The following is a 19,030-nucleotide window of genomic DNA, read 5'->3' as shown; positions in this document are numbered from 1 at the left end:
GGAAAGGCCCATACTCTTGCGCACGAACGTTTCACCTCTGCGGTTGATGGTGTTGAGTTGTTTGCTCGTCGCCTGCGCAGCCTCTCCGCCCACATCTGCTCCGCCGCGTGGCATCGCGAAAATGGAATCTGGGCAGTTTTGCGATGCCACGGAAGCCGCACCATGTGTCTCCCTGGCGTGTGACGAGGGCTGGTGCGCCTTCTTTCTCTGCGAAGACGTGGCGCCGCGGGTCGAGCCTGCGCTCATGCCCGTTGCTCGGCCACCGCTGCGCAGAGGCTGGGGCGTGCGCCTGGGCATACGCAATGGAGCTCAGCCGGTCATCACCTTCCCATGGCACCCGCACGTCCAGGTTCGGCCGGTCTATCAACTCCCGGCTGGCCGGTACGTCAGGCACCACATCTTTCCTCAAGCTCCCGACCTCGCGCTCTACTTCCAACGAGCCGGCATCAAGATTCACGACTTCACGTTGGTGATTCCCGAGCATGTCCACCGGTACATTCACGGTGGCGGTCCACGCGGAGGACGATGGAATGACGCATGGGCACAGTTCATCAAGGCCCATCCTCAGCCTCCTCGCCCCGATGTCATCTACCGCCACGCCGGCGACCTGATCTTTCGCTTTGAACTGACCGGGAAGGTCATGCCCTACTACAAGCGCTGAGCTTGACCACCTGAGGAGGCAGGGCTCTTGAAGTTCTATGTGGTCGAAGAAGACATGAGCGCTGGGTTCACCGGAAACCTACGAGCCCTTCCCCCCTGGGGGTTTCCCGGCGTTACCCCATGCGATGCATGTGGAGCCGCGGGTGGCTGGGCTGGCCTCCAGTACCCGTGTGTTGACTTGTCGGACCTTCAGGAGCGCAAGGCACTCGAAAACCCAGGCCGACAGGTCAGCTTCGAGGAGTTCTCCCGACTGAGGGAACTGGTCCGTCCATTCGCGCCCGACTGGGCTCGACTGGAACCAGGCGCCGACTTCGGCCCGCCCACGGGAACGGGCAGCGGCACCTTCGGCGACCTCTTCATGCAGAACCCATGGTCGCTCTACATCCGCCGTGAAGCCCTGGAGCGGCTTCAGGACGCGGGCATTCATGGCCTCTCAGGCTGCCCGCTGAACGTGCGGTTCCGTGGACAGACCCCACCCGAGTTGCTCGCCATGCAATTGGAACTTCATGGCCGACTGCACATCGATCTCGTACCTCAAGGAGAGAGCCCTGTCTGCCCGTCATGCGGGATGTCTCGACACGAGCTTCCCCATCCGATGGTTCTCGACGTTCATTCGACGCCCGCTCCTCCAGATCTTTTCCGACTTTACAACTGGCCCACGCTCATCGTGGCAAGCGAACGCATGGTGGCTTCAGTGGAGCACCTCTGCTTGCGAGGCCTTCGCTTCAGTGAACTCGCGAGCCGCCAAGGGCCTTCCGTCACCTAGCAGGCGTCCTGCCGCATGTGCAGACGTCCCTCCAACTCGTGCATCGACGAACTGCTACCCCACCAGAGAAAGCGTCGGAGCTCCACCGACCCACCCGAGTCGCGCCTCCAGCCCCGCCCTGAACATCTCGCTCAGCGGGGTGCTCGTCGAACACGGTCCTCGTCCGTCATCAACCGCTGTCGCCACGTCACTGGCCGGACGGCTACCGAACGGATGGGGCGCTACCAATGGGTGCCTGAGCGCGCTAGCTCAGATAAAGAAAACTCGCTGACTCGGAGTCTGCGATCACGCAAGGATGACATCCACTTCAGTTTCCGCATCCTCAACCGCCGCCTTATACTCCTACATCGTTCCTGTCCCAACGCCTATTAGATGTTGTACGGGAGGAATATTTAACCATGGACTTCAATACACCCCAACATCATGATCAAGCAAATCTACCTTGTTCCTGAACTAGCAACAAAACGCGGCCTCACCGAAGGGCTCCTTGATCGACTCGGGAAGGTCGTGATTCTCGCAGGCCCCAATGGCTCAGGCAAATCCAGATACCTGAAATTAATTCAATCCATATCGCAATACAACACAAAAGACACGGCCAAACGCATCGCCCGCCAACAATCCAAATTGCCATATCTCAACAGCGAACTGGGTCTAACAAAGAACGAGGCGCGGCAACTTGAAATCCAAAACGATATCTCGGAATCCGAATCGACAATCCAAGAACTGAAACAAGAAATTGAACTATACAAAAGAACCATCTTCTCCTCGTCACACACCGACACCCCACCATCCGCTGTAGTGTTGGACTATCCTGCCGCAAACTCTCTCGCAATCAATGCTCGCGACATGAGCCCCACTCGACTCAAGGAAAGCGTCGGATCAACAACCACCCCTGGTCTCCAGTCTGCCTTCAGCGGAATGCACACCTATTGCACTCACGTGGCCCAGTCAATGTATCACGCAAAGCACCCGTTGATGACCGAGAGCAACAAGGCAATTCAAAACCAACAAGACGCCGACACTTTCAATCAAATCGTCCAATCCCTCTTGGGAGGAAAACTGGGCTTTACCCTAGAGGAGACAGAGGTTCTTCCGACATTCAGAGGACGTCCACTCGTCATTCATGAACTTTCAACTGGCGAGCGCCTTCTCCTCGCGTGGGCAATCAGCCTCCACCGACAACAGCAAGCCCTATCCAACGCAATAGTCTTCATTGATGAGCCTGAAAGTCACCTCCACCACGACGCGTGCATCCGAGCACTATCGAAACTCCGTGACGAGGTTTTGGGACCCGACGGCCAAATTTGGCTCGCCACCCATTCAGTCCCACTTCTCGCATGGGGGGCCTCGATGCGGTTCACTTCGTGAAGGATGGTTCGATTAAATTCGCGGGGAACACGGTGACATCTGTCGTCGAGTCGCTCCTCGGAGGGAAAGACGGGAAAGACCGGCTCTCGACCTTCCTTTCCGACGCAGACGAAATCGCATTCATGGAGTTCGCAGTGCAGTGCATACTGCCTGCGGGAGTGGCCGACGCAAAGACGGGAGACAAGCAGCAGGTTCAATTCACGGAAGTCCTCAACCAACGCTTGGCAAGCAATCAGCATGTTCGAATCTTGGACTACTCGGCCGGAAAGGGGCGTTTCGCAAGCGCACTCCGCGAAAGGTTCGCGAGCACGACGGGAAACGAAGCACTCCGAGAGCGTCTCAACTACTTTGCCTATAACGACCCGCGCTTTATCGAACCGGACGAGAAGGACGCATGCAAGGCACGAGTCGCGGTACTTGAACAACCAGGCTCCATCGAAGAATACTACTGGGAAAGCATGGCTCAACTGCAGGCTACGCATCGACATGAAATCGATATCATCGTCCTGTGTAACGTTCTGCACGAGATCGAGCCGGACGACTGGATTAGAACCTTCCGAGACATCGATGAACTTCTGGCTCCAGACGGCGTCTTGGTTGTAATGGAAGACTTGCTTCCTCCCGTGGGTGAACTTCCAAACAAACGAGGGTACCTACTGCTGGATGAGTTTGGCCTAGGCCTCCTGTTTGATGCGCCCAAGAGCGTCAAGGTGCTGCAGAAGCGAGAGAACCGACTGCTTGCGGCGGCGATCCCAAAGGCACTTCTCTCCCGCGTGACGCCCGAGACTCGTAGTTCAGCCCTGGAACACCTCATGAGCTTTTCGAGAGAACGGGTGGAACAAATCCGAGCAGAGGTTTCAAATTCCCCTTCACATCGGCTTGGCCGCGAGCACGCACACTACGCAATGCTCTACACGAACGCGAGCATAGCGCTGACGTCGCTGAGATAGCGTAACTATCGATCCACCAAATCGATCGAATCGTACGGATTGATCCTGTACCACACGAATCAACGAGTCTACAGATTGGCTGAATCATTTTAGTCTTCCTCTACTCCATCCCGACAGGGTTGAGACCATCGTGTTGACGCGTACCTGGTTGAGGGAGCGAGGCCCGAGTTCGAGCCAGCTGCGTGATGGGGTCACGACGACCACCCATCGTCGGCGCGAAACCGGAGCGCCGCGCCCGCCGATGTAGCAGGCGGTCAGGAGGACGGGGAGGATGGTGCGCAGGGGGTGTCAGCAACACCCTCATGCGCGAGCCCCGGAAACCACTGCGAGAAGAGCACCAGGACACCCGAGGAGTCGTCCGGCCCGATGGCGACGTCAAAGAACTGGCCGCCATCAGTGGGCGAGGGACGGCCGAAGCACTGCTCGGTAATTCGACTCTGGTGCCCGGCGGGATGACACCATCGGGAAGAAGGCCGCCGATGCGATTGAATGGCTGACGTGGAGCAAGTCGTCGTGACACACGCTGAATCAGCGCTGGTTCCGAAGCACGGCGGGAGCGTAGCGACAGTCACGCCTCGACTCCGTCAGAACTCGTCATCCAGTGCAGCAAGATTCGCACGCAGGATGTCCTGGTAGTGCGGCACCACTTCCACGACGAGCACGTCGTTCAGTAGCTGGCGAGCGCCGTCGACGTTTCCGGCGTCCCGGCAGCGATCCACTTCAGCCAAGGTGCGAGACAGACGCCTCGAACCATTGCTGATGCGTCGCGACACCTCCGTAACCGTCCGGTGGACGTCGTGCCAGGAGGCTCGATGGCGGACGAGGACCGTGCTCGGCGAGCGCCTCGACGAGCGAGAGCTGTTGTGTCCTTCCGGCAGACGTGCGTGAAGGGCCCTGATGCCCCCCGGTACCGTCCTCGGCCCATTGGAGCGGACCGGGGGGTCTCCCTGCGCATGAAGCGCCCTGGTGCTCTCGGAACGGTGGGACACTGCCATGAACCTCACGCTTGCGCCGCAGAGGGCCGAGGTGCGGCGCGCAGCATGAGCAGGATGGGAGCCACACCCGGCGGATCCTGCTCGGCGCTCTAGAGGCAAGCCCAGACTTCAAATCTCCAACCATTTAGACTAGCCTGTAAAACGGGAATTCAAATCAAGGGAGATGCACCATGGAAAACGTCGATCCAGGCGCAGACGTCGTGCAGTTCGTCGGTAACGCTGCACTCGAGGCATCTGGCCTCGGCTTCGCGACAGAGATCTGGGACTCCTTCTTTCCGCAAGGCGATCCGGTCTTCTCTTCCGCGCAAATACAGCAACTCACCGACTTGTTCAAAGAGCTGTTCGCCGCCCAGTATTACCTAGAGAACCTCGACAACTTCATGTCGACCACGAAGCTTTGCGACGAGTACGCGAACAATCCGACCCCTGGATTGCTGGCCGCCATCATGGTGCAGTCCGCAAACACGGCAGAGGGAATCCTTTCTAATGGCTATGTGACGGCACAAGTGTTCCTGTCGGCGGCCTCCCTTCACGTGCTGACCTTGAAGTTCGCGCTCGAAGCCGCAACCGACCCCAACAAACCCGGCGCGGAGAAGAACCTCGCCCAGGGGGCGCTGAGCACCCTGAACAGCCTCCTGGAACTCGAACTCCAGTATGGCGCCGCGCAGGGGTGGCAGGAGTTCGCGGCCTTCAAGCAAGCAACGGTGCTGAACAACGGCAGCATGTCCCAGGCCGCGATCGCCGCATTCGGAGACACGTACGTCAAGCAGGTGCAGGAGTTGATGGGGCTGGTCGCGCTCTACGCTCCGGAGAAGATGAGCGAAATCGTGCATCCGCCGTACATGATGCTCTTCGTCCCCTACGACGCCAATTCGACCCCATGCACCTGGAGCGCTCGCTCCAGCAAGTACCAGAACACGGTGTACATCTTCAAATGCCAGGCGCTGCCTCCGGGCGTTCCCTCCAACTACGTCCCGCTCAGCGACCTGGCCATGGTCTCGGATTTCTATCCCCAGCCGATGACACCGCCAGACTATGTCATCTACGTCGCGGCAGGCGCTTCGCCCTTGAAGCCTCCGGATACCTTCCAGCAGGTCTATAATGATCACGGCTCGGGCCAGTCACAGGACTATGCGGGATTCTGGCCGCTGCTGATCAAGAAGGATGGCAGCACGGTTCCAGGGGGCATCGGTTCCTATAGTGCCAACGATGACGACGCTACCCAGCCGGATGCCGTGCAGCTGTGCCAGTTGATAGACAGCAGTTTCTTCGTCCAGGTGGAGCTACCTGCTGCGAGCTGGGATGACTCGGGCACGGGGGCAAACGAAGACGGAACGATCTACGCGCACCCACAGTTTGGGGCGTTCGGGATTTATATGATTGAGCGGTCCCATTCGCGTCCGGACCCGGACACGGTCAATGGCCTATCAATGACAGCGCTTTCCGGGCATCCCCAATACGTTCCCGCCCCGAAGTAACCTTTTCAGACCCAAGCGGAGCCCCCGGTGTACCGCATTCGTGACACCGGGAGGCGCGAAGGAGCTGCGCTGTCATTGTTCCGCGATGGTTTGACTTCCCGTTCCCCAGGCTCAGTGCCTCGTCCGAGGCCCCTCCTCCTCCCCAGGCGAAGCCAGCCGCTGGGACAGCAGCCCCAGCAACTCCTGCGTCGACAGCCGTCCCGCCGCGTCCTTCCCTTCCAGCACCCCCGCTACCAACGCGCGCTTGTGCTCGTGCAGCGACAGCATCTGCTCCTCGATGGTCCCCCGCGTCACCAGGCGGTACACCGTCACCGGCCGCTCCTGCCCAATCCGGTGCGCGCGGTCGGAGGCCTGGTCCTCCACGGCGGGGTTCCACCACGGGTCCAGGTGAATCACCGTGGTCGCCGCCGTGAGATTCAGCCCGAAGCCACCGGCCTTGAGCGAAATCAGGAACAGCGGCACGTCTCCCTCCTGGAACGCGCGCACCCGCTCCGCCCGAGCCCCCGCGGGCGTCTGTCCATCCAGGTATTCGTAATCAATCCCCTCCGCGTCCAGCACCTCGCGCACCAGCGCCAGGTGGGAGGTGAACTGGCTGAACACCAGCGCGCGATGCCCCTCCGCGCGGAGCTCCCGCACAAGCTCCATGAACCGCTCCAGCTTGGCCGACTCCAGCTTCGACCCCGCGTCATACAGCCGCGGATGTGAGGACAGGAGCCGCAGCCGCGTGAGCGCCGCCAGAACCTCGATGCGCCGCTCCTGCTCCTTCATCTTCGGCTTGCGCGTCTCCAAATCAGACAGCGCCGCCAGCCGCGCGTCCTCGTAGAGCGCCCACTCCTCCGACGAGAGGACGATGGGCACCCGGATGTCCGTCCGAGGCGGGAGCTGCGCCTCCACCTGCGCCTTCGTCCGGCGCAGCAGGAAGGGCTGGAGCACCCGAGCCAGCGCGGGCGCGGCCGTCGGGTCCACGCCTCGCTCAATCGGCGCGGCGAAGCGCGAGCGAAACGCCTCCCAGCTCCCGAGCAGCCCTGAGAAGACGACGGCGAAGAGGCTCCACAGCTCGCCCAGGTGGTTCTCCAGCGGCGTGCCCGACAGCGCGAACTTGAAGTCCCCCTGGAGCGCCCGCGCCGCGCGGAAGCGGTGCGTCGTCGCGTTCTTCAACGTCTGCGCTTCGTCGAAGATGATGGTGGAGAAGCGCAGCTTCGACAGCCGCTCGATGTCCCGCGTGAGCAGGCCATAGCTCAGCACCAGCACGTCCTTGGGCCCCAGCCGCTCCAACGTCCGCCCACGGTCCGTCGCCTCCGAGAACAGCGTCATCCGCAGCGACGGCGCGAAGCGCTTCGCCTCGTCCACCCAGTTGAAGGCCACCGACGTCGGCGCCAGCACCAGCGCGGGCCCCAGCTTGCTCCGGTCCAGGAGCACCGTCAGCGCCTGCACCGTCTTGCCCAACCCCATGTCATCCGCGAGCACTCCACCCGCGCCCCACGACGCCAGCCGCGTCAGCCAGCGGAAGCCCTCCAACTGGTAGTCCCGCAGCGCCGTCTTCAACCCCGTGGGCACCCGCGGCCTCAGCTCCTTCGCCGCGAAGATGCGCTCCACCAGCGACTGCCACGTCTTGTCCGCCTCCACCTCGGCGCCCGCGTCCTGGAGCGCCGTGAGCGTCTCCACCGCGGAAGGCCCCACCTCCAGGCCATGGCGCGTGGCATGCGCGTGGTCCGCCAGCCGCTCCAGGTGCTCCCGCAGCGCCCCTTCAATCTCCACATAGGACGTCGCGTCCACCTGGACGAAGCGCTCCTTCCGCCGCGCCGCATCGAGCAGCCGCGCCAGCTCCACCCGCTCGCCCTCCACCGCGAGCCCACCCAGCACGCCAAACCAGTCCCGCTTCCGCTCCAGGATGACCTTCAGCGCCGGAGGCGCGGCGGCATGGAACAGCCGCACCGGCGCCCCCACCCACTCCAGCTCCGGCTTCGGCTCCAGCTCCACGCAGGCCGAGAGCACCGCGAGGCCGCCCTGCGCGCTGGTGAAGCGGAAGGTGAAGGGCAGCTCCTCGGGCTCCGCAGTGTCGAGCGGCAACCGGGCCTGAAGCAGCTCCGCCGCGTCGCGCTCCTGAACGAAGTCACGCACCGCGTGCACGGCCCCCGTCCCCCGCCGGAGGTGGACGTCGCGCGCCCCCTCGCCCGGAATGAACGCGGGGCTGTCCGGCAACGGGCGCGTGCGCAGCTCCACACGGACCGCCCCGCTCGCATGCGCCTCCATGCGCACCACGGGCGCGTAGCGCAGCGGCACCGACTCCCCCAGGACGCTCCGAGGCAGCGCCACCGGCACGCGCAAGGACAGCTTCGACAACTGGTCCAGCAGCGCGACGTGGCTCTCCGGCGGAAACGCATTGCCGTGGCGGTTCAGCGCCGTCATCAGCGCGCGGACCTCGGGCCCCGCGTCCAACACCGTGAGCACCCGCTGGCTGTCATCCCAGACGTAGAGCCCCTCCTCCGGCTGCGCCCTGCGCACCCGCTCCAGCATCGCCGTGGGCAGCATCGCGCCATCCACGCCCGCGCTCACGATGACCACGCCGTCCCGGTCCTCGGCGACGAGCCCGACCTTCGCGCGCTCGATGCGCACCAGCAGGTCCGGGTTCTCATCCAGGTGGATGCGGGGATGCCCCACCAGCTCGAAGAGCAGCGCGCGAGACGCGGGGGCCTCCGACTCCGGCAGCAACGCCGCCAGGCGCGCGTCCGCCGCCGACAGCTGCGAGCCGTGGTCCTGCAGCAGCTTGCGCCGGCTCACCTTCGCGCCCGTGCTGCGCTGGCCCTTCTTGTTGCGCTTGTGCACGTAGGCCGCGAGCTCCACGCCGTACCCGTTGATGACGTCCAGCCGCCAGGAGACCTCGCCACCTCCGGGCCCACCGGGGCTGTCGTCGACGGCCCGCTCCAGCGCCCGCAGCGCGCGCTCCCAGCCGGGACGGACCAGCTCCTCCAACTCCTCGCCAAACGTCTCCGTCCACGGCTGCCGCAGCCACAGCAGCGCCGTGTCGATGGCCGCCAGCAGGTGGACGCAGAACGTCGCGCCACAGGAGCAGTCCCCCGTCACCTCGGTGGGCGCGAAAATCAGCCGGGCCTCGGGGAGGATGAAGCCCGCCTGCGCCCCCACCGGCAACTCGGAGATGCGCGTCTCACGGAGCCGGAAGCCCGGGAGCGGCGCGTCGAACTGCATCAAGTCCGGCACCAGCGCGTGCATCGGCCGGGGCGCGACGGACATCGGAACGCGCGCGCGCAGCGCCAGCAGCAGGCCATGGACGCGGTGCGTGCGGGACTCGGCGGGCGGCGCGAGCCGCTCCTCGAGCGAAGCCCGTGACGCCTCCGCGCCCAGCCGCTCCGCCTCCACGAAGCGCCAGGCGAGCGTGGGCAGCAGCTCCTTCATCCGGGGTGCCGGCATCGCCTCCGTCAACCAACGCGCCAGCAAGTCCGTGCTCAGCAGCTCCACGAGCCTGCGGCGGGCGAGCACGGGACGCGCCTGGGGCAGCCACGCCGCCTCCACCAGCGGCATCAGCACCGCCAGGCTCAGCCGCGACAGGTGCTCGAGCCCCTGCTCCCGCAGCCACGCCAGCGCGTCACGGCTCGTATCGAACAAGGGAGTCACGGGCTTCTCGAGCGGCTCGGACATGGCCCCCGCTTCTTCGCAAAGCACGCACGAAACGCAAGCGGCCCCGTGACGCGAGGACGCAAGACGGCGGGTCGCCCTGCAAGGCGCCGCTCCTCAAGAGACTTCGAGCCGGGCCCAGACTTCGCCGGACGCGTCAAGACGCAGGTCGACGTGTCGCTCGCCCAGTCATCCTCGAAGCGGCCGGGTGACGTACTTGAATGACCTCGCCTGCTTCGATATCCCACCAAGGCTGCCAAGGAGCGTCCCCGCGTGAAGCAAAGCGTGTTTGGTCTGGTCGTCGCCCTGTCACTGACCGCGTGCAAGGAGGAGCCCCGTGGGAAGATGGAGCCCATTCCCCGCCCGCCGGGGATGAAGGACGCTCCGCCTCCCGCGGAGGCCACCCCCGCTGCCGCCGCGGAGCCGCCCGTGGACCCCTCCAAGGTGGTCCTCCGGTGGAAGATTGCCCAAGGCGCGCCCACGTCGTACCGGCTCGACATCGAGCGCACCGGCGGCGCGTCCGCCAGCACCGATGAGAACACGCGCCCCAAGAGCGCCAGGGGCAAGGGCAAGGAGAAGCCCGCGCCCGTCGCCGCGGCCCTTCCCGGCCCCGTCACCTACTTCATGGAGCGGACCGACTCGGGTGACTACCGCCTCCGCGTCGTCCCCGTGGGCGGCAACGCCGACGCGGACACGGCCACGCTGAGCGAGCGAGGCTTCGTGCTCGACGGCCTGCAGGGCGCCACCCGCAACACCGCCACCCTGGTGCTGGAGCTGCCCAGAGATCCAGTCGGCCCCGGTGACGCGTGGTCGCTCGGCACCGAGCTCATCCGCGTGGAGGCGCTGGGGCCCCAGTTCCAGGCCGGCCAGCCCGAGCGGAGCAACCGCGTGAAGCTCGCCAGCCTGACGCCCGCCGACGGGGGCGAGCAGGTGGCCACGCTGGAGTACGACATCTCCGAGAAGCTGGCCGGCACGGTCCTCGCAAAGGACGCGCCCCCCACCTCGCCCGCGCGCGCCGCGGAGGAGGACGCGGAGGCGGACGACTCCGAGCGCCCCCGGCCCCGGGCCACGCCCGAGTCCAGTTCCAGCGCCGAGGTGCGCATCACCGGCCGCGGCGAGTTCCTGGTGAAGGCCGGGCGGTGGCGCTCCTGGGAAGGCACCGTCTCCTCGGTGACGAAGGGGGGCTTCCCCACCGCCGCGCTCCAGGTGCCCACCGGCGCCCTGAAGCTGCGCCTCACCGCGGTGGAGTCGGCGCCGACACCGACGGCCCAGCCACAGCAGTAGGCGGGCCGTCCGACTCGCGCACCATACGCACCACGGCGTCCACCCAGGCCGGGTGGGCGTTGAGAGAGGGGACCAGCGTCAGCGACTCCCCTCCCGCCTCCAGGAACTGCTCCCGCGCGCGGAGGCCAATCTCCTCCAGCGTCTCCAGGCAGTCCGCCACGAAGGCCGGGCACATCACCGCCAGGCGCTTCACGCCCTGCTTCGCCAGCTCTGGCAACACCACGTCCGTGTACGGCTTCACCCACGGCGTGCGGCCCAGCCGGGACTGGAAGGCCACGCTCCACCCGCCCGCCGGCAGTCCCAGCCGCTGGGCCAGCCCCCGCGCCGTCGCGTAGCTCTGCGCGCGGTAGCAGTGGCGGTTGGCGTCCGTCATGGCGTCGCAGCACGAGGCGGTGGACAGGCAGTGCGTCCCCGTGGGGTCGCTCTTGCGCATGTGCCGCTCCGGCAGGCCGTGGAAGCTGAAGAGGACGTAGTCGGCGCGCGCGTCGTCAATCACCGGCCGCGCCACGGCGGTGAAGGCGTCCAGGAAGCCCGGGTGCTCGAAGAAGGCCGGCACCGCGCGCACGAAGGGCACGTCCCAGGACTGGGCCAGCACCTCGTAGGTGCGCGCCAGCGAAGACGCGGTGGAGGACGCGGCCTCCTGCGGGTACAGCGGCAGCACGGTGAACTCCGACACGCCGCGCGCCTTGAGCGCCGCGATGCCGTCGGGGATGGAGGGCGAGCCATACCGCATGGCCAGCGCCACCTCGTACTCCCCCGCCAGCCGCTCGGCCACCTGGGCCGCCAGCGCCTGGCTGTGCACCAGCAGCGGCGAGCCCTCCTTCATCCAGATTTTGCGGTACGCCTCCGCGCTCTTCGCCGGACGCACCGGGAGGATGATGAGGTTGAGCAGCGCCCAGCGGCCCAGCGGGTGGATGTCGATGACGCGCGGGTCGCTGAGGAACTCGCGCAGGTAGCGGCGCACCGGCCCCGCATGAGGCGCATCCGGCGTCCCCAGGTTGACGAGCAGCAGCCCTCGCTTCGAGGTGGGCGTTGGCATCAGTGCAGGGAGTTGGGGAGGGTGAGCGCGAACTCGGCGATGCGCGCTTCGAAGTGCGTGCCGTCCGGCCGCGCCATGTCATAGGTGCCGCGCATGGTGCCGAAGGGCGTGCGCAGCATGGCCCAGCTCGTGTACTCGAACCGCTCTCCAGGCCCCAGGTGGGGCTGGCGGCCCACCACGCCCTCGCCCTTCACCTCTTCCACCTTGCCCGTGGCATCGGTGATGACCCAATGCCGCGCCTTGAGCTGCGCCGGCGCATCGCCCTCGTTGGCGATCTCCACCGTGTACATGAAGGCGAACTGCCCGGACTCTGGAGCGCTGCGCTCCGGCCAGTAGGCGGGCTTCACGGTGATGCGGATGCCGTCAGTGGTGGCGCTGGAGGACATGCCCCCAGATTTGGCGGTAACGGCGGCCACTTGCAAGGAAAACGCCGGGTTGGCGGCCCGGCGCCCCGCCTACGTCTTGGCGCTCTCGCGGTCCTGTCCGGGCTCCGGCTGCTTCGGCCACACCAGCGAGGCGATGATGGACGCCACCAGGATGCCGGCAATCACGCCCAGGGAGATGCCGATGGGGACGTGGATGTCGAAGAAGGTGATGAGCATCTTCACGCCCACGAAGCCAAGAATCGCGCTCAGGCCCACCTTCAGGAAGTGGAACTTGTCCATCAAGCTGGACACGACGAAGAACAGCGAGCGCAGGCCCAGAATCGCGCACACGTTGGACGTGTAGATGATGAAGGCGTCCTGGCTGATGCCCAGCACCGCGGGGATGGAGTCCAGCGCGAAGAGCAGGTCCGTGGCCTCCACCACCAGCAGCACGATGAACAGCGGCGTGAACTTGCGCCGGCCGTCCTCCGTCACCCGGAAGCGGCTGCCGTCCCCCAGCCGCGCCACCGGCAGCACCCGGCGCGCGAACTTCACGATGCCCTTCTGCTCCGGATCAATCTCCTCGTCCTTGGACACCAGCATCTTCACCGCGGTGAAGACGAGGAACGCGCCGAACAGGTAGATGAGCCAGTGGAACTGCTTCACCAGCGCCGTGCCGGCGATGATGAGGCCGGCGCGCATGACGAAGGCGCCCAGGATGCCCCAGAAGAGCACCCGGTGCTGGTGCTCGGGCGCCACCCGGAAGTAGCTGAACACCATCAGGAAGACGAAGAGGTTGTCGACGGAGAGCGCGTACTCCACCACGTACGCCGTCAACCACTGGAGCCCCACGGTGGGCCCCTGGTAGTGCCAGATGCCCGCGCAGAAAATCAGGCTGAGGGTAATCCACACCAGCGTCCAGAGGCCCGCCTCCTTCGGCGTCACCGCGTGGTCCTTGCGGTGGAACAGCCCGAGGTCCATCGCGAGCATCGCGAGGACGAAGACGTTGAAACCCACCCAGAGCGCGACTTGCGTGTTCACGGAGCAATCCTGTTGCAGGGGACGGCGGGGCGCACCCTACCGGCGGGATGCCCGGGCGTCGACCCCCGCGTGCAACCCGCTGGACCTCCTGCTTTCGTCCAGCGGGCCCCTCGCGGCCCCTCGGAGGGCTATTCCGTGGCCGGGCGGCGCAGCACCGCCAGGGAGCGGCCCGCCACCTGCACGGTGCCCCCCGCCGGCGTGTGCGTGCGCGGCGACTCCCCCGCCAACGCGGTGTCCACCACCAGCTCCCAGTCCGCGCCCCATTCGACGGCGGGCAGCATGAAGGTGATGGGCTCATGGTGGGCGTTCATCAGCACCAGGATGGTGTCCCCCACAATCCGGTTTCCTTCGTCGTCCGGCGCGGCGATGGCGTCACCGCCCAGCAGGAATCCTAGGGAGCGCACGTAGGGCTTCTCCCAGTCGTCCTTGCGCATCTCCTTGCCGTCGGGCCGGAACCACGCCAGGTCCTTCAGCTCGCTGTCCCACATATGGGCGCCGCGGAAGAAGCGCCGCTTGTGAAGCACCGGCTGTTCGCGCCGCAGCTTCGTCAGGGCGCAGGTGAAGTCCAGCAGCGCGCGCTGCGTGTCATTCAGCTCCCAGTCCACCCACGACAGCGCGTTGTCCTGGCAGTAGGCGTTGTTGTTGCCCTTCTGCGTGCGGCCCATCTCGTCGCCGGCCACCAGCATGGGCACGCCCTGGGACAGGAAGAGCGTGGCCAGGAAGTTGCGCTTCTGCTGTTCGCGCAGGGCGTTGATTTTCGGGTCCGCCGTCTCGCCCTCCACCCCGCAGTTCCAGGAGTGGTTGTCGTTGGCGCCGTCGCGGTTCTCCTCGCCGTTCGCCTCGTTGTGCTTGTCGTTGTACGTGACGAGGTCGTGCAGCGTGAAGCCGTCGTGCGCGGTGACGAAGTTCACGCTCGCGGCGGGCTTGCGGCCGGACAGCGAGAACAGGTCCGAGCTGCCGGTGAGGCGGTAGCCAATCTCCGCCGCCTGCCGGTCATCGCCCTTCCAGTAGCGGCGGATGGTGTCGCGGTACTTGCCGTTCCACTCGCTCCACAGCACCGGGAAGTTGCCCACCTGGTAGCCGAAGTCGCCCACGTCCCAGGGCTCGGAGATGAGCTTCACCCGGCTGAGCACCGGGTCCTGGTGGATGATTTGGAAGAAGGCGGCGCGGGTGTCGTAGCCGTGCCGGTCCCTCCCCAGCGTGGTGGCCAGGTCGAAGCGGAACCCGTCCACGTGCAGCTCCTCCACCCAGTAGCGCAGGGAGTCGGCGATGAGCTTCAGCGCGTACGGGTGCGTGGCGTTCCACGAGTTCCCGCACCCGGTGAAGTCCAGGTAGTAGCGCGGGTCCTTCTCCGTGAGCCGGTAATACGCCACGTTGTCCACGCCCTTGAAGGACAGCGTGGGGCCCAGGTGGTTGCCTTCGCAGGTGTGGTTGTAGACGACGTCGAGCAGCACCTCGATGCCAGCGCGGTGCAGCTGCTTCACCATGTGCTTGAACTCGTCCACCTGCCCGCCCAGCGACCCCGAGCCGCTGTAGCGCGCGTCCGGCGCGAAGTACCCCAGGGTGTTGTAGCCCCAGTAATTGACCTTCTCGCGCTGGATGAGGAAGGGCTCGTCGACGATGTGCTGGATGGGCAGCAGCTCCACCGCGGTGACGCCCACCTTCTTCAGGTGTTCGATGCTGGCCGGGTGGGCCAGCCCCGCGTACGTGCCCCGCTGCGCCTCCGGGACGCTCGGGTGCAGCCTGGTGAAGCCCTTCACGTGGACTTCGTAGATGAGCGTGTCGTGCCACGGCACGCGGGGCGGAGCGTCCCCCTCCCAGTCGAAGGTGTCCGCGCCCAGCACCACGCCCTTGGGCACGGCGGCCGCGTCATCGCGCGTGTCGAGCGCGAGGTCGTCCTCCTTGGCGCCCGGCGTGTAGGCGTAGATGGGGGCCTCGTAGTCCACCTGGCCGTGGATGGCCCGGGCATATGGGTCCACCAGCAGCTTGTGGGGGTTGAAGCGCAGCCCCTTCTTCGGCTCGTAGGGCCCGTGCACGCGCAGCCCGTAGAGGGCCCCGGCGGCCACTCCAGGCACGTAGCCGTGCCACACCTGGTGGGTGTTCTCCAGCAGGGGAAAGCGGCGCGTCTCCTTCGCGGGGTCCTCCGGGTCGAAGAGACAGACCTCGACCCTCTTGGCGTGCTCACTGAATACGGCGAAGTTGACCCCGTGCCCATCGAACGTGGCGCCCAGGGGATACGGCTTCCCTGGAAGCACCTCGGCCCTCCTCATCCGGCGCTCCTCTCCAGCAGAATCACCGGGAATGCCGCCAGGAGCGGCCCCAGGGGCAGCACCGCGCCCCCCGGTCCACGCTCGGGGCGCACCTGACGTCCGGTGAACACTTCGCGGAACATCATGCCCGCATATGCCTCCGGAAGGTCCAGGAACGTGCTGCCGTAAGCGCCCGCCAGCCCTTCGGGGGCCTGCAGGGCGGACAGGGTGTAACGCGGCGCGCAGGCCACCACCACCGCGTCGCCGTGCTCGCGGGCGAAGCCCACCGCCGCCTTCGCCCGGGCGCCGGTCAGCTCGAGCGCCCGGTAGCCGCCCTCCCGGAAGAGGGCCGCCTGCCGCTGGCGCAGCCGCAGGGCCTCCGTCAGGACGTAGAGCTTCACCTGACCGTCCTCGAGGTTCGCCGCCAGCCGCCCGCTCAGCGCGGCCCGGTCCCGCTCCGCCTCGGCGTCCAGCGCCTCCAGCAGCCGCGCGCGCAGCGCGAAGTCCACCGGCCGCCGGTTGTCCGGGTCCACCAGCGACAAGTCCCACAGCTCGCAGCCCTGGTAGGTGTCCACCACCCCGGGCGAGGCCAGCTTCAGCAGCAGCTGCCCCAGCGCGTTGTGCTGGCCCGCGCGCTCGATGGAGCGCTTGAAGTCCCGCGCGTCCGCCAGGAAGGTGCCCGTCACCTTCGGGTCGAAGCAGGCGTCCACGTAGCGCGCCACCGCGTCGTCATAGGCGCTGTCGGGGTTGGTCCACGAGGTGCGGACCTTGGCCTCCTTGATGGCCTTGCCCATGTACTCGCGCACCCGGCGCTGGAAGTCCGCCAGCGCCTCCGCGGAGTGGGCGTCGCCCATGGGCCACGCCCCCACCACCGTCTGGAAGAAGAGGTACATGTCATTGGCCGTGGGCGCCGGGCCGGACGGCAGCTGGGACACCGCCTTCTCCGTCTGGCGGGCCCACTTCCTCACCCGCTTTCGCCACTCCTCCGGAAGCTCGGTCAGCACGTTGATGCGCGCGCGCACGTCCTCGCTGCGCTTGGTGTCATGGGTGCTGGAGGTGAGCTGGCTGGCCGGCCACCGCTCCGCGCGCTCCTGGTTGCGCAGGTGGAAGGTGTTGGCGTGGACGCCGAAGCGCTCCGGCTCGCCGCCCACCTCGTTGAGGCTCACCAGCCGGTTGTAGATGTAGAAGACGGTGTCCTCCAGGCCCTTGGCCATGACGGGCCCCGTCACCTGCTGCAGCTTCATGGCGAAGCGCAGCATGTCCGCCCGCTCGCGCGCGTCGGTGTGCTCCGGGTAGCGGCGCAGGAGGACGTCGCGCAGGAAGTCGAAGATGGACGCGTTGGTGGTGGCGTTGCGCACCTTGGCGCGCTGGATGGTCCACTCGATGTACTGCACGTCCCGCCCGTCCAGCTCCGGGCGCCAGCCGTCCACGTAGGTGCGGTACACGGGGAACAGGGCGATGAACTCCACCAGGGCCCGCCGCAGCGAGTTGAGCGTGAAGTCGCGCGTGCGCCGGTTCATCTCCGAGATGCGGTTGAGCTCGTGCGCCAGCACGTTGATTTCGCTGGCCATGGACACGCGCATGATGAGCAGCTTCTTCTGGTAGACGAGCTCGGCGAAGTCCGCCTGCCCTCCCACGAAGCGCTCGTACGTCTCCGTCAGCGCCTTCTCCGCGTCCGGCTGGACGAACAGGCCGCTCACCGCGTTGGCGTAGCGGTAGCCCGTGGTGCCGTGCACGGCCCAGGATTCGGGCATGCGCTCACGGCCGCCCTGAATCTTCTCCACCACCACGTACAGCGCCTTGCGCAGCGGGCTGTCCGGCTGCTGCGTCACCTCCGCGCGCCAACGCTCGCGCAAGCTGGACTCCACCGCCGGCCAGCGCGTGTCATCCTCCGCATGCGTCTGGAGGAACAGCGCGTGGGCCCGCTCCACGAAGTACGCCTCCTGCAGGTCCAGGAAGTAGGCGGTCGGGTCGAAGAGGCCATCCGGGTGGTCGATGCGCAGCCCCGTGACGAGCCCCTCGCGCAGCCAGCGGAAGATGAGCGCGTGCGCCTCCTGGAAGACGTCCGGGTCCTCCTCGCGCAGCGCGGCCAGGCCGTTGATGTCGAAGAAGCGCCGGTAGTTGATCTCCTCGCCCGCCACCCGCCAGTGCGCCAGCCGGTAGCTGCACGCCGTCAGCACCGAGTCCAGCAAGTCATACGAGCGCGGGTTGCCCGGCTCGCCATTGAAGACGCGGACGTTGTCCTCGATGTAGGCCAGCATCTCCGGGAACTCCGCCGTCACCGCGGCCAGCCGGCGCTTGATGACCTCCTTCTCCCGGTGGCGCTCCACCACCTTCGGCCGCTCCACCTCCGTGCGCGAGGGCAGGTAGTCGATGGCGGTGAGGATGGACAGGAACTCCTGCATGCCGGGGTGCTCCCCCCCCAGCCGCGACTCCAGCCGCTCCAGGCCATGGCGCAGGATGCGGGCGTACTGACGCGGCGCCACCGGCAGCAGGTGCTCGTAGTAATGAAGGAAGAAGGCGCCCTCGCGGAAGGACAGCTTCAGCTCCCCGCGCTCCAGGACGATGCCGTACTGGTCCCCCAGAATCGGCAGCAGCACCCTGTCGCGCAGCTCCTCCTTCACCGGCGCCCAGTCGATGTCGAAGAACTTCGCGTAGACGGAGGACGGGCCGTTCTCCAGCACGTCGAACCACAGGCGGTTGTCCCGCTCGATGCCCATGTGATTGGGCACCACGTCCAGCACCTGCCCCATGCCCCGCGCACGCAGCGCCGCGCAGAGCGCCGCGTGCGCTTCGGGCGTTCCGACCTCGGGGTTCAATTGTTGGTGGTCCACGCAGTCGTAGCCGTGCGTGCTCCCGGGCGTGGCCTTCAGGTAGGGGGAGGCATAGAGGTCACTCACCCCAAGGCGGGCCAGGTACGGCACCACCTGCCGCGCGTCCTCGAAGGTGAAGCCCTGGTGGAGCTGCACGCGGTACGTGGACAGGGGCGTGTGCGGACGCGAATCCAGCTCCGCCTGGACGCGGGCGTAGAGCCCTTCGGCCAGGGACTCCGCCGTCATCGTGGCGCCACCCGCCCCATTCGAGGCGGACCCTTCTTCTTCCAAGGCGTCGAGCAACATGGGGCCCAGAGGTAGGCCGCCCGCGCGCCGACCGCCAGCACACAGAAACGCGTCCGCCCTCTATCCAACGCTCCGCGCCGACA

Annotated in this window: 13 protein-coding genes; 6 read left to right on the top strand and 7 right to left on the bottom strand. The window is 66.3% G+C overall.

The window, feature by feature from the left end:
- Positions 1–16: 16 nt before the first annotated feature.
- The 4 genes from HV826_RS08050 to HV826_RS08035 all read left to right on the top strand — a co-directional run bounded on the left by HV826_RS08050 (position 17) and on the right by HV826_RS08035 (position 3,744).
- A complete protein-coding gene (locus HV826_RS08050) occupies positions 17–661 on the top strand; it encodes a TIGR02269 family lipoprotein (protein WP_255208268.1) in 645 nt (214 codons plus the stop codon).
- A 27-nt stretch (positions 662–688) separates the two neighbouring features.
- Positions 689–1,426: a double-CXXCG motif protein gene (locus HV826_RS08045; protein WP_176416414.1), complete on the top strand. Its 738-nt coding sequence runs from the start codon at positions 689–691 to the stop codon at positions 1,424–1,426.
- Positions 1,427–1,849: 423 nt separating this feature from the next.
- Complete coding sequence (locus HV826_RS08040; protein WP_176416413.1) at positions 1,850–2,794, top strand: AAA family ATPase; 945 nt, start codon at positions 1,850–1,852, stop codon at positions 2,792–2,794.
- Positions 2,791–3,744: a methyltransferase domain-containing protein gene (locus HV826_RS08035; protein ID WP_176416412.1), complete on the top strand. Its 954-nt coding sequence runs from the start codon at positions 2,791–2,793 to the stop codon at positions 3,742–3,744. The genes HV826_RS08040 and HV826_RS08035 overlap by 4 nt, the downstream gene beginning before the upstream one ends.
- A 584-nt stretch (positions 3,745–4,328) precedes the next feature.
- On the opposite strand, the gene HV826_RS08030 is transcribed toward HV826_RS08035, so the two are convergent.
- Positions 4,329–4,739 carry a DUSAM domain-containing protein gene (locus HV826_RS08030; protein ID WP_255217096.1) on the bottom strand — a complete coding sequence of 137 codons (411 nt, stop codon included), beginning with the start codon at positions 4,737–4,739 and terminating at the stop codon, positions 4,329–4,331.
- A 170-nt stretch (positions 4,740–4,909) separates the two neighbouring features.
- Between HV826_RS08030 and HV826_RS08025 the strand changes: the two genes are divergently transcribed.
- Positions 4,910–6,217 carry a hypothetical protein gene (locus HV826_RS08025; RefSeq protein ID WP_176416411.1) on the top strand — a complete coding sequence of 436 codons (1,308 nt, stop codon included), beginning with the start codon at positions 4,910–4,912 and terminating at the stop codon, positions 6,215–6,217.
- A 111-nt stretch (positions 6,218–6,328) separates the two neighbouring features.
- Here the strand turns inward: HV826_RS08025 and HV826_RS08020 are convergent, their stop codons facing one another.
- Positions 6,329–9,874, bottom strand: a complete 3,546-nt coding sequence (locus HV826_RS08020; RefSeq protein ID WP_176416410.1) for a DEAD/DEAH box helicase — start codon at positions 9,872–9,874, stop codon at positions 6,329–6,331.
- A gap of 249 nt (positions 9,875–10,123) precedes the next feature.
- Between HV826_RS08020 and HV826_RS08015 the strand changes: the two genes are divergently transcribed.
- Complete coding sequence (locus HV826_RS08015) at positions 10,124–11,134, top strand: hypothetical protein (protein WP_176416409.1); 1,011 nt, start codon at positions 10,124–10,126, stop codon at positions 11,132–11,134.
- Here the strand turns inward: HV826_RS08015 and hemH are convergent.
- From hemH to treY, 5 genes are all read right to left on the bottom strand, one after another.
- A complete protein-coding gene (gene hemH, locus HV826_RS08010; RefSeq protein ID WP_176416408.1) occupies positions 11,085–12,173 on the bottom strand; it encodes a ferrochelatase in 1,089 nt (362 codons plus the stop codon). The two genes, HV826_RS08015 and hemH, sit on opposite strands and share 50 nt — an antisense overlap.
- A complete protein-coding gene (apaG, locus tag HV826_RS08005; RefSeq protein WP_176416407.1) occupies positions 12,173–12,559 on the bottom strand; it encodes a Co2+/Mg2+ efflux protein ApaG in 387 nt (128 codons plus the stop codon). The genes hemH and apaG overlap by 1 nt, the downstream gene beginning before the upstream one ends.
- A gap of 69 nt (positions 12,560–12,628) precedes the next feature.
- Entirely contained in the window at positions 12,629–13,579 is a 951-nt protein-coding gene (locus HV826_RS08000; RefSeq protein ID WP_176416406.1) for a TerC family protein, read from the bottom strand.
- A gap of 128 nt (positions 13,580–13,707) precedes the next feature.
- Positions 13,708–15,849, bottom strand: coding sequence for a glycogen debranching protein GlgX (gene glgX, locus HV826_RS07995; RefSeq protein WP_176416405.1), 2,142 nt, complete (start codon positions 15,847–15,849; stop codon positions 13,708–13,710).
- On the bottom strand, positions 15,846–18,947 hold the full coding sequence (gene treY, locus HV826_RS07990) for a malto-oligosyltrehalose synthase (RefSeq protein WP_176416404.1): 3,102 nt from the start codon (positions 18,945–18,947) through the stop codon (positions 15,846–15,848). The genes glgX and treY overlap by 4 nt, the downstream gene beginning before the upstream one ends.
- Between the last annotated feature and the right edge of the window lie 83 nt (positions 18,948–19,030).

It is taken from the genome of Myxococcus sp. AM010 (assembly GCF_013372585.1).
GTDB lineage: Bacteria > Myxococcota > Myxococcia > Myxococcales > Myxococcaceae > Myxococcus > Myxococcus vastator.
This window is presented reverse-complemented; position numbering and strand designations above follow the sequence as displayed.

Bases quoted from the DNA above. Each gene is read 5' to 3' on its own strand.
- HV826_RS08025 (WP_176416411.1), top strand. From the start codon at position 4,910: ATGGAAAACGTCGATCCAGGCGCAGACGTCGTGCAGTTCGTCGGTAAC.
- treY (WP_176416404.1), bottom strand. From the start codon at position 18,947: ATGTTGCTCGACGCCTTGGAAGAAGAAGGGTCCGCCTCGAATGGGGCG.
- hemH (WP_176416408.1), bottom strand. From the start codon at position 12,173: ATGCCAACGCCCACCTCGAAGCGAGGGCTGCTGCTCGTCAACCTGGGG.
- glgX (WP_176416405.1), bottom strand. From the start codon at position 15,849: ATGAGGAGGGCCGAGGTGCTTCCAGGGAAGCCGTATCCCCTGGGCGCC.
- apaG (WP_176416407.1), bottom strand. From the start codon at position 12,559: ATGTCCTCCAGCGCCACCACTGACGGCATCCGCATCACCGTGAAGCCC.
- HV826_RS08040 (WP_176416413.1), top strand. From the start codon at position 1,850: ATGATCAAGCAAATCTACCTTGTTCCTGAACTAGCAACAAAACGCGGC.
- HV826_RS08030 (WP_255217096.1), bottom strand. From the start codon at position 4,739: ATGGCAGTGTCCCACCGTTCCGAGAGCACCAGGGCGCTTCATGCGCAG.
- HV826_RS08020 (WP_176416410.1), bottom strand. From the start codon at position 9,874: ATGTCCGAGCCGCTCGAGAAGCCCGTGACTCCCTTGTTCGATACGAGC.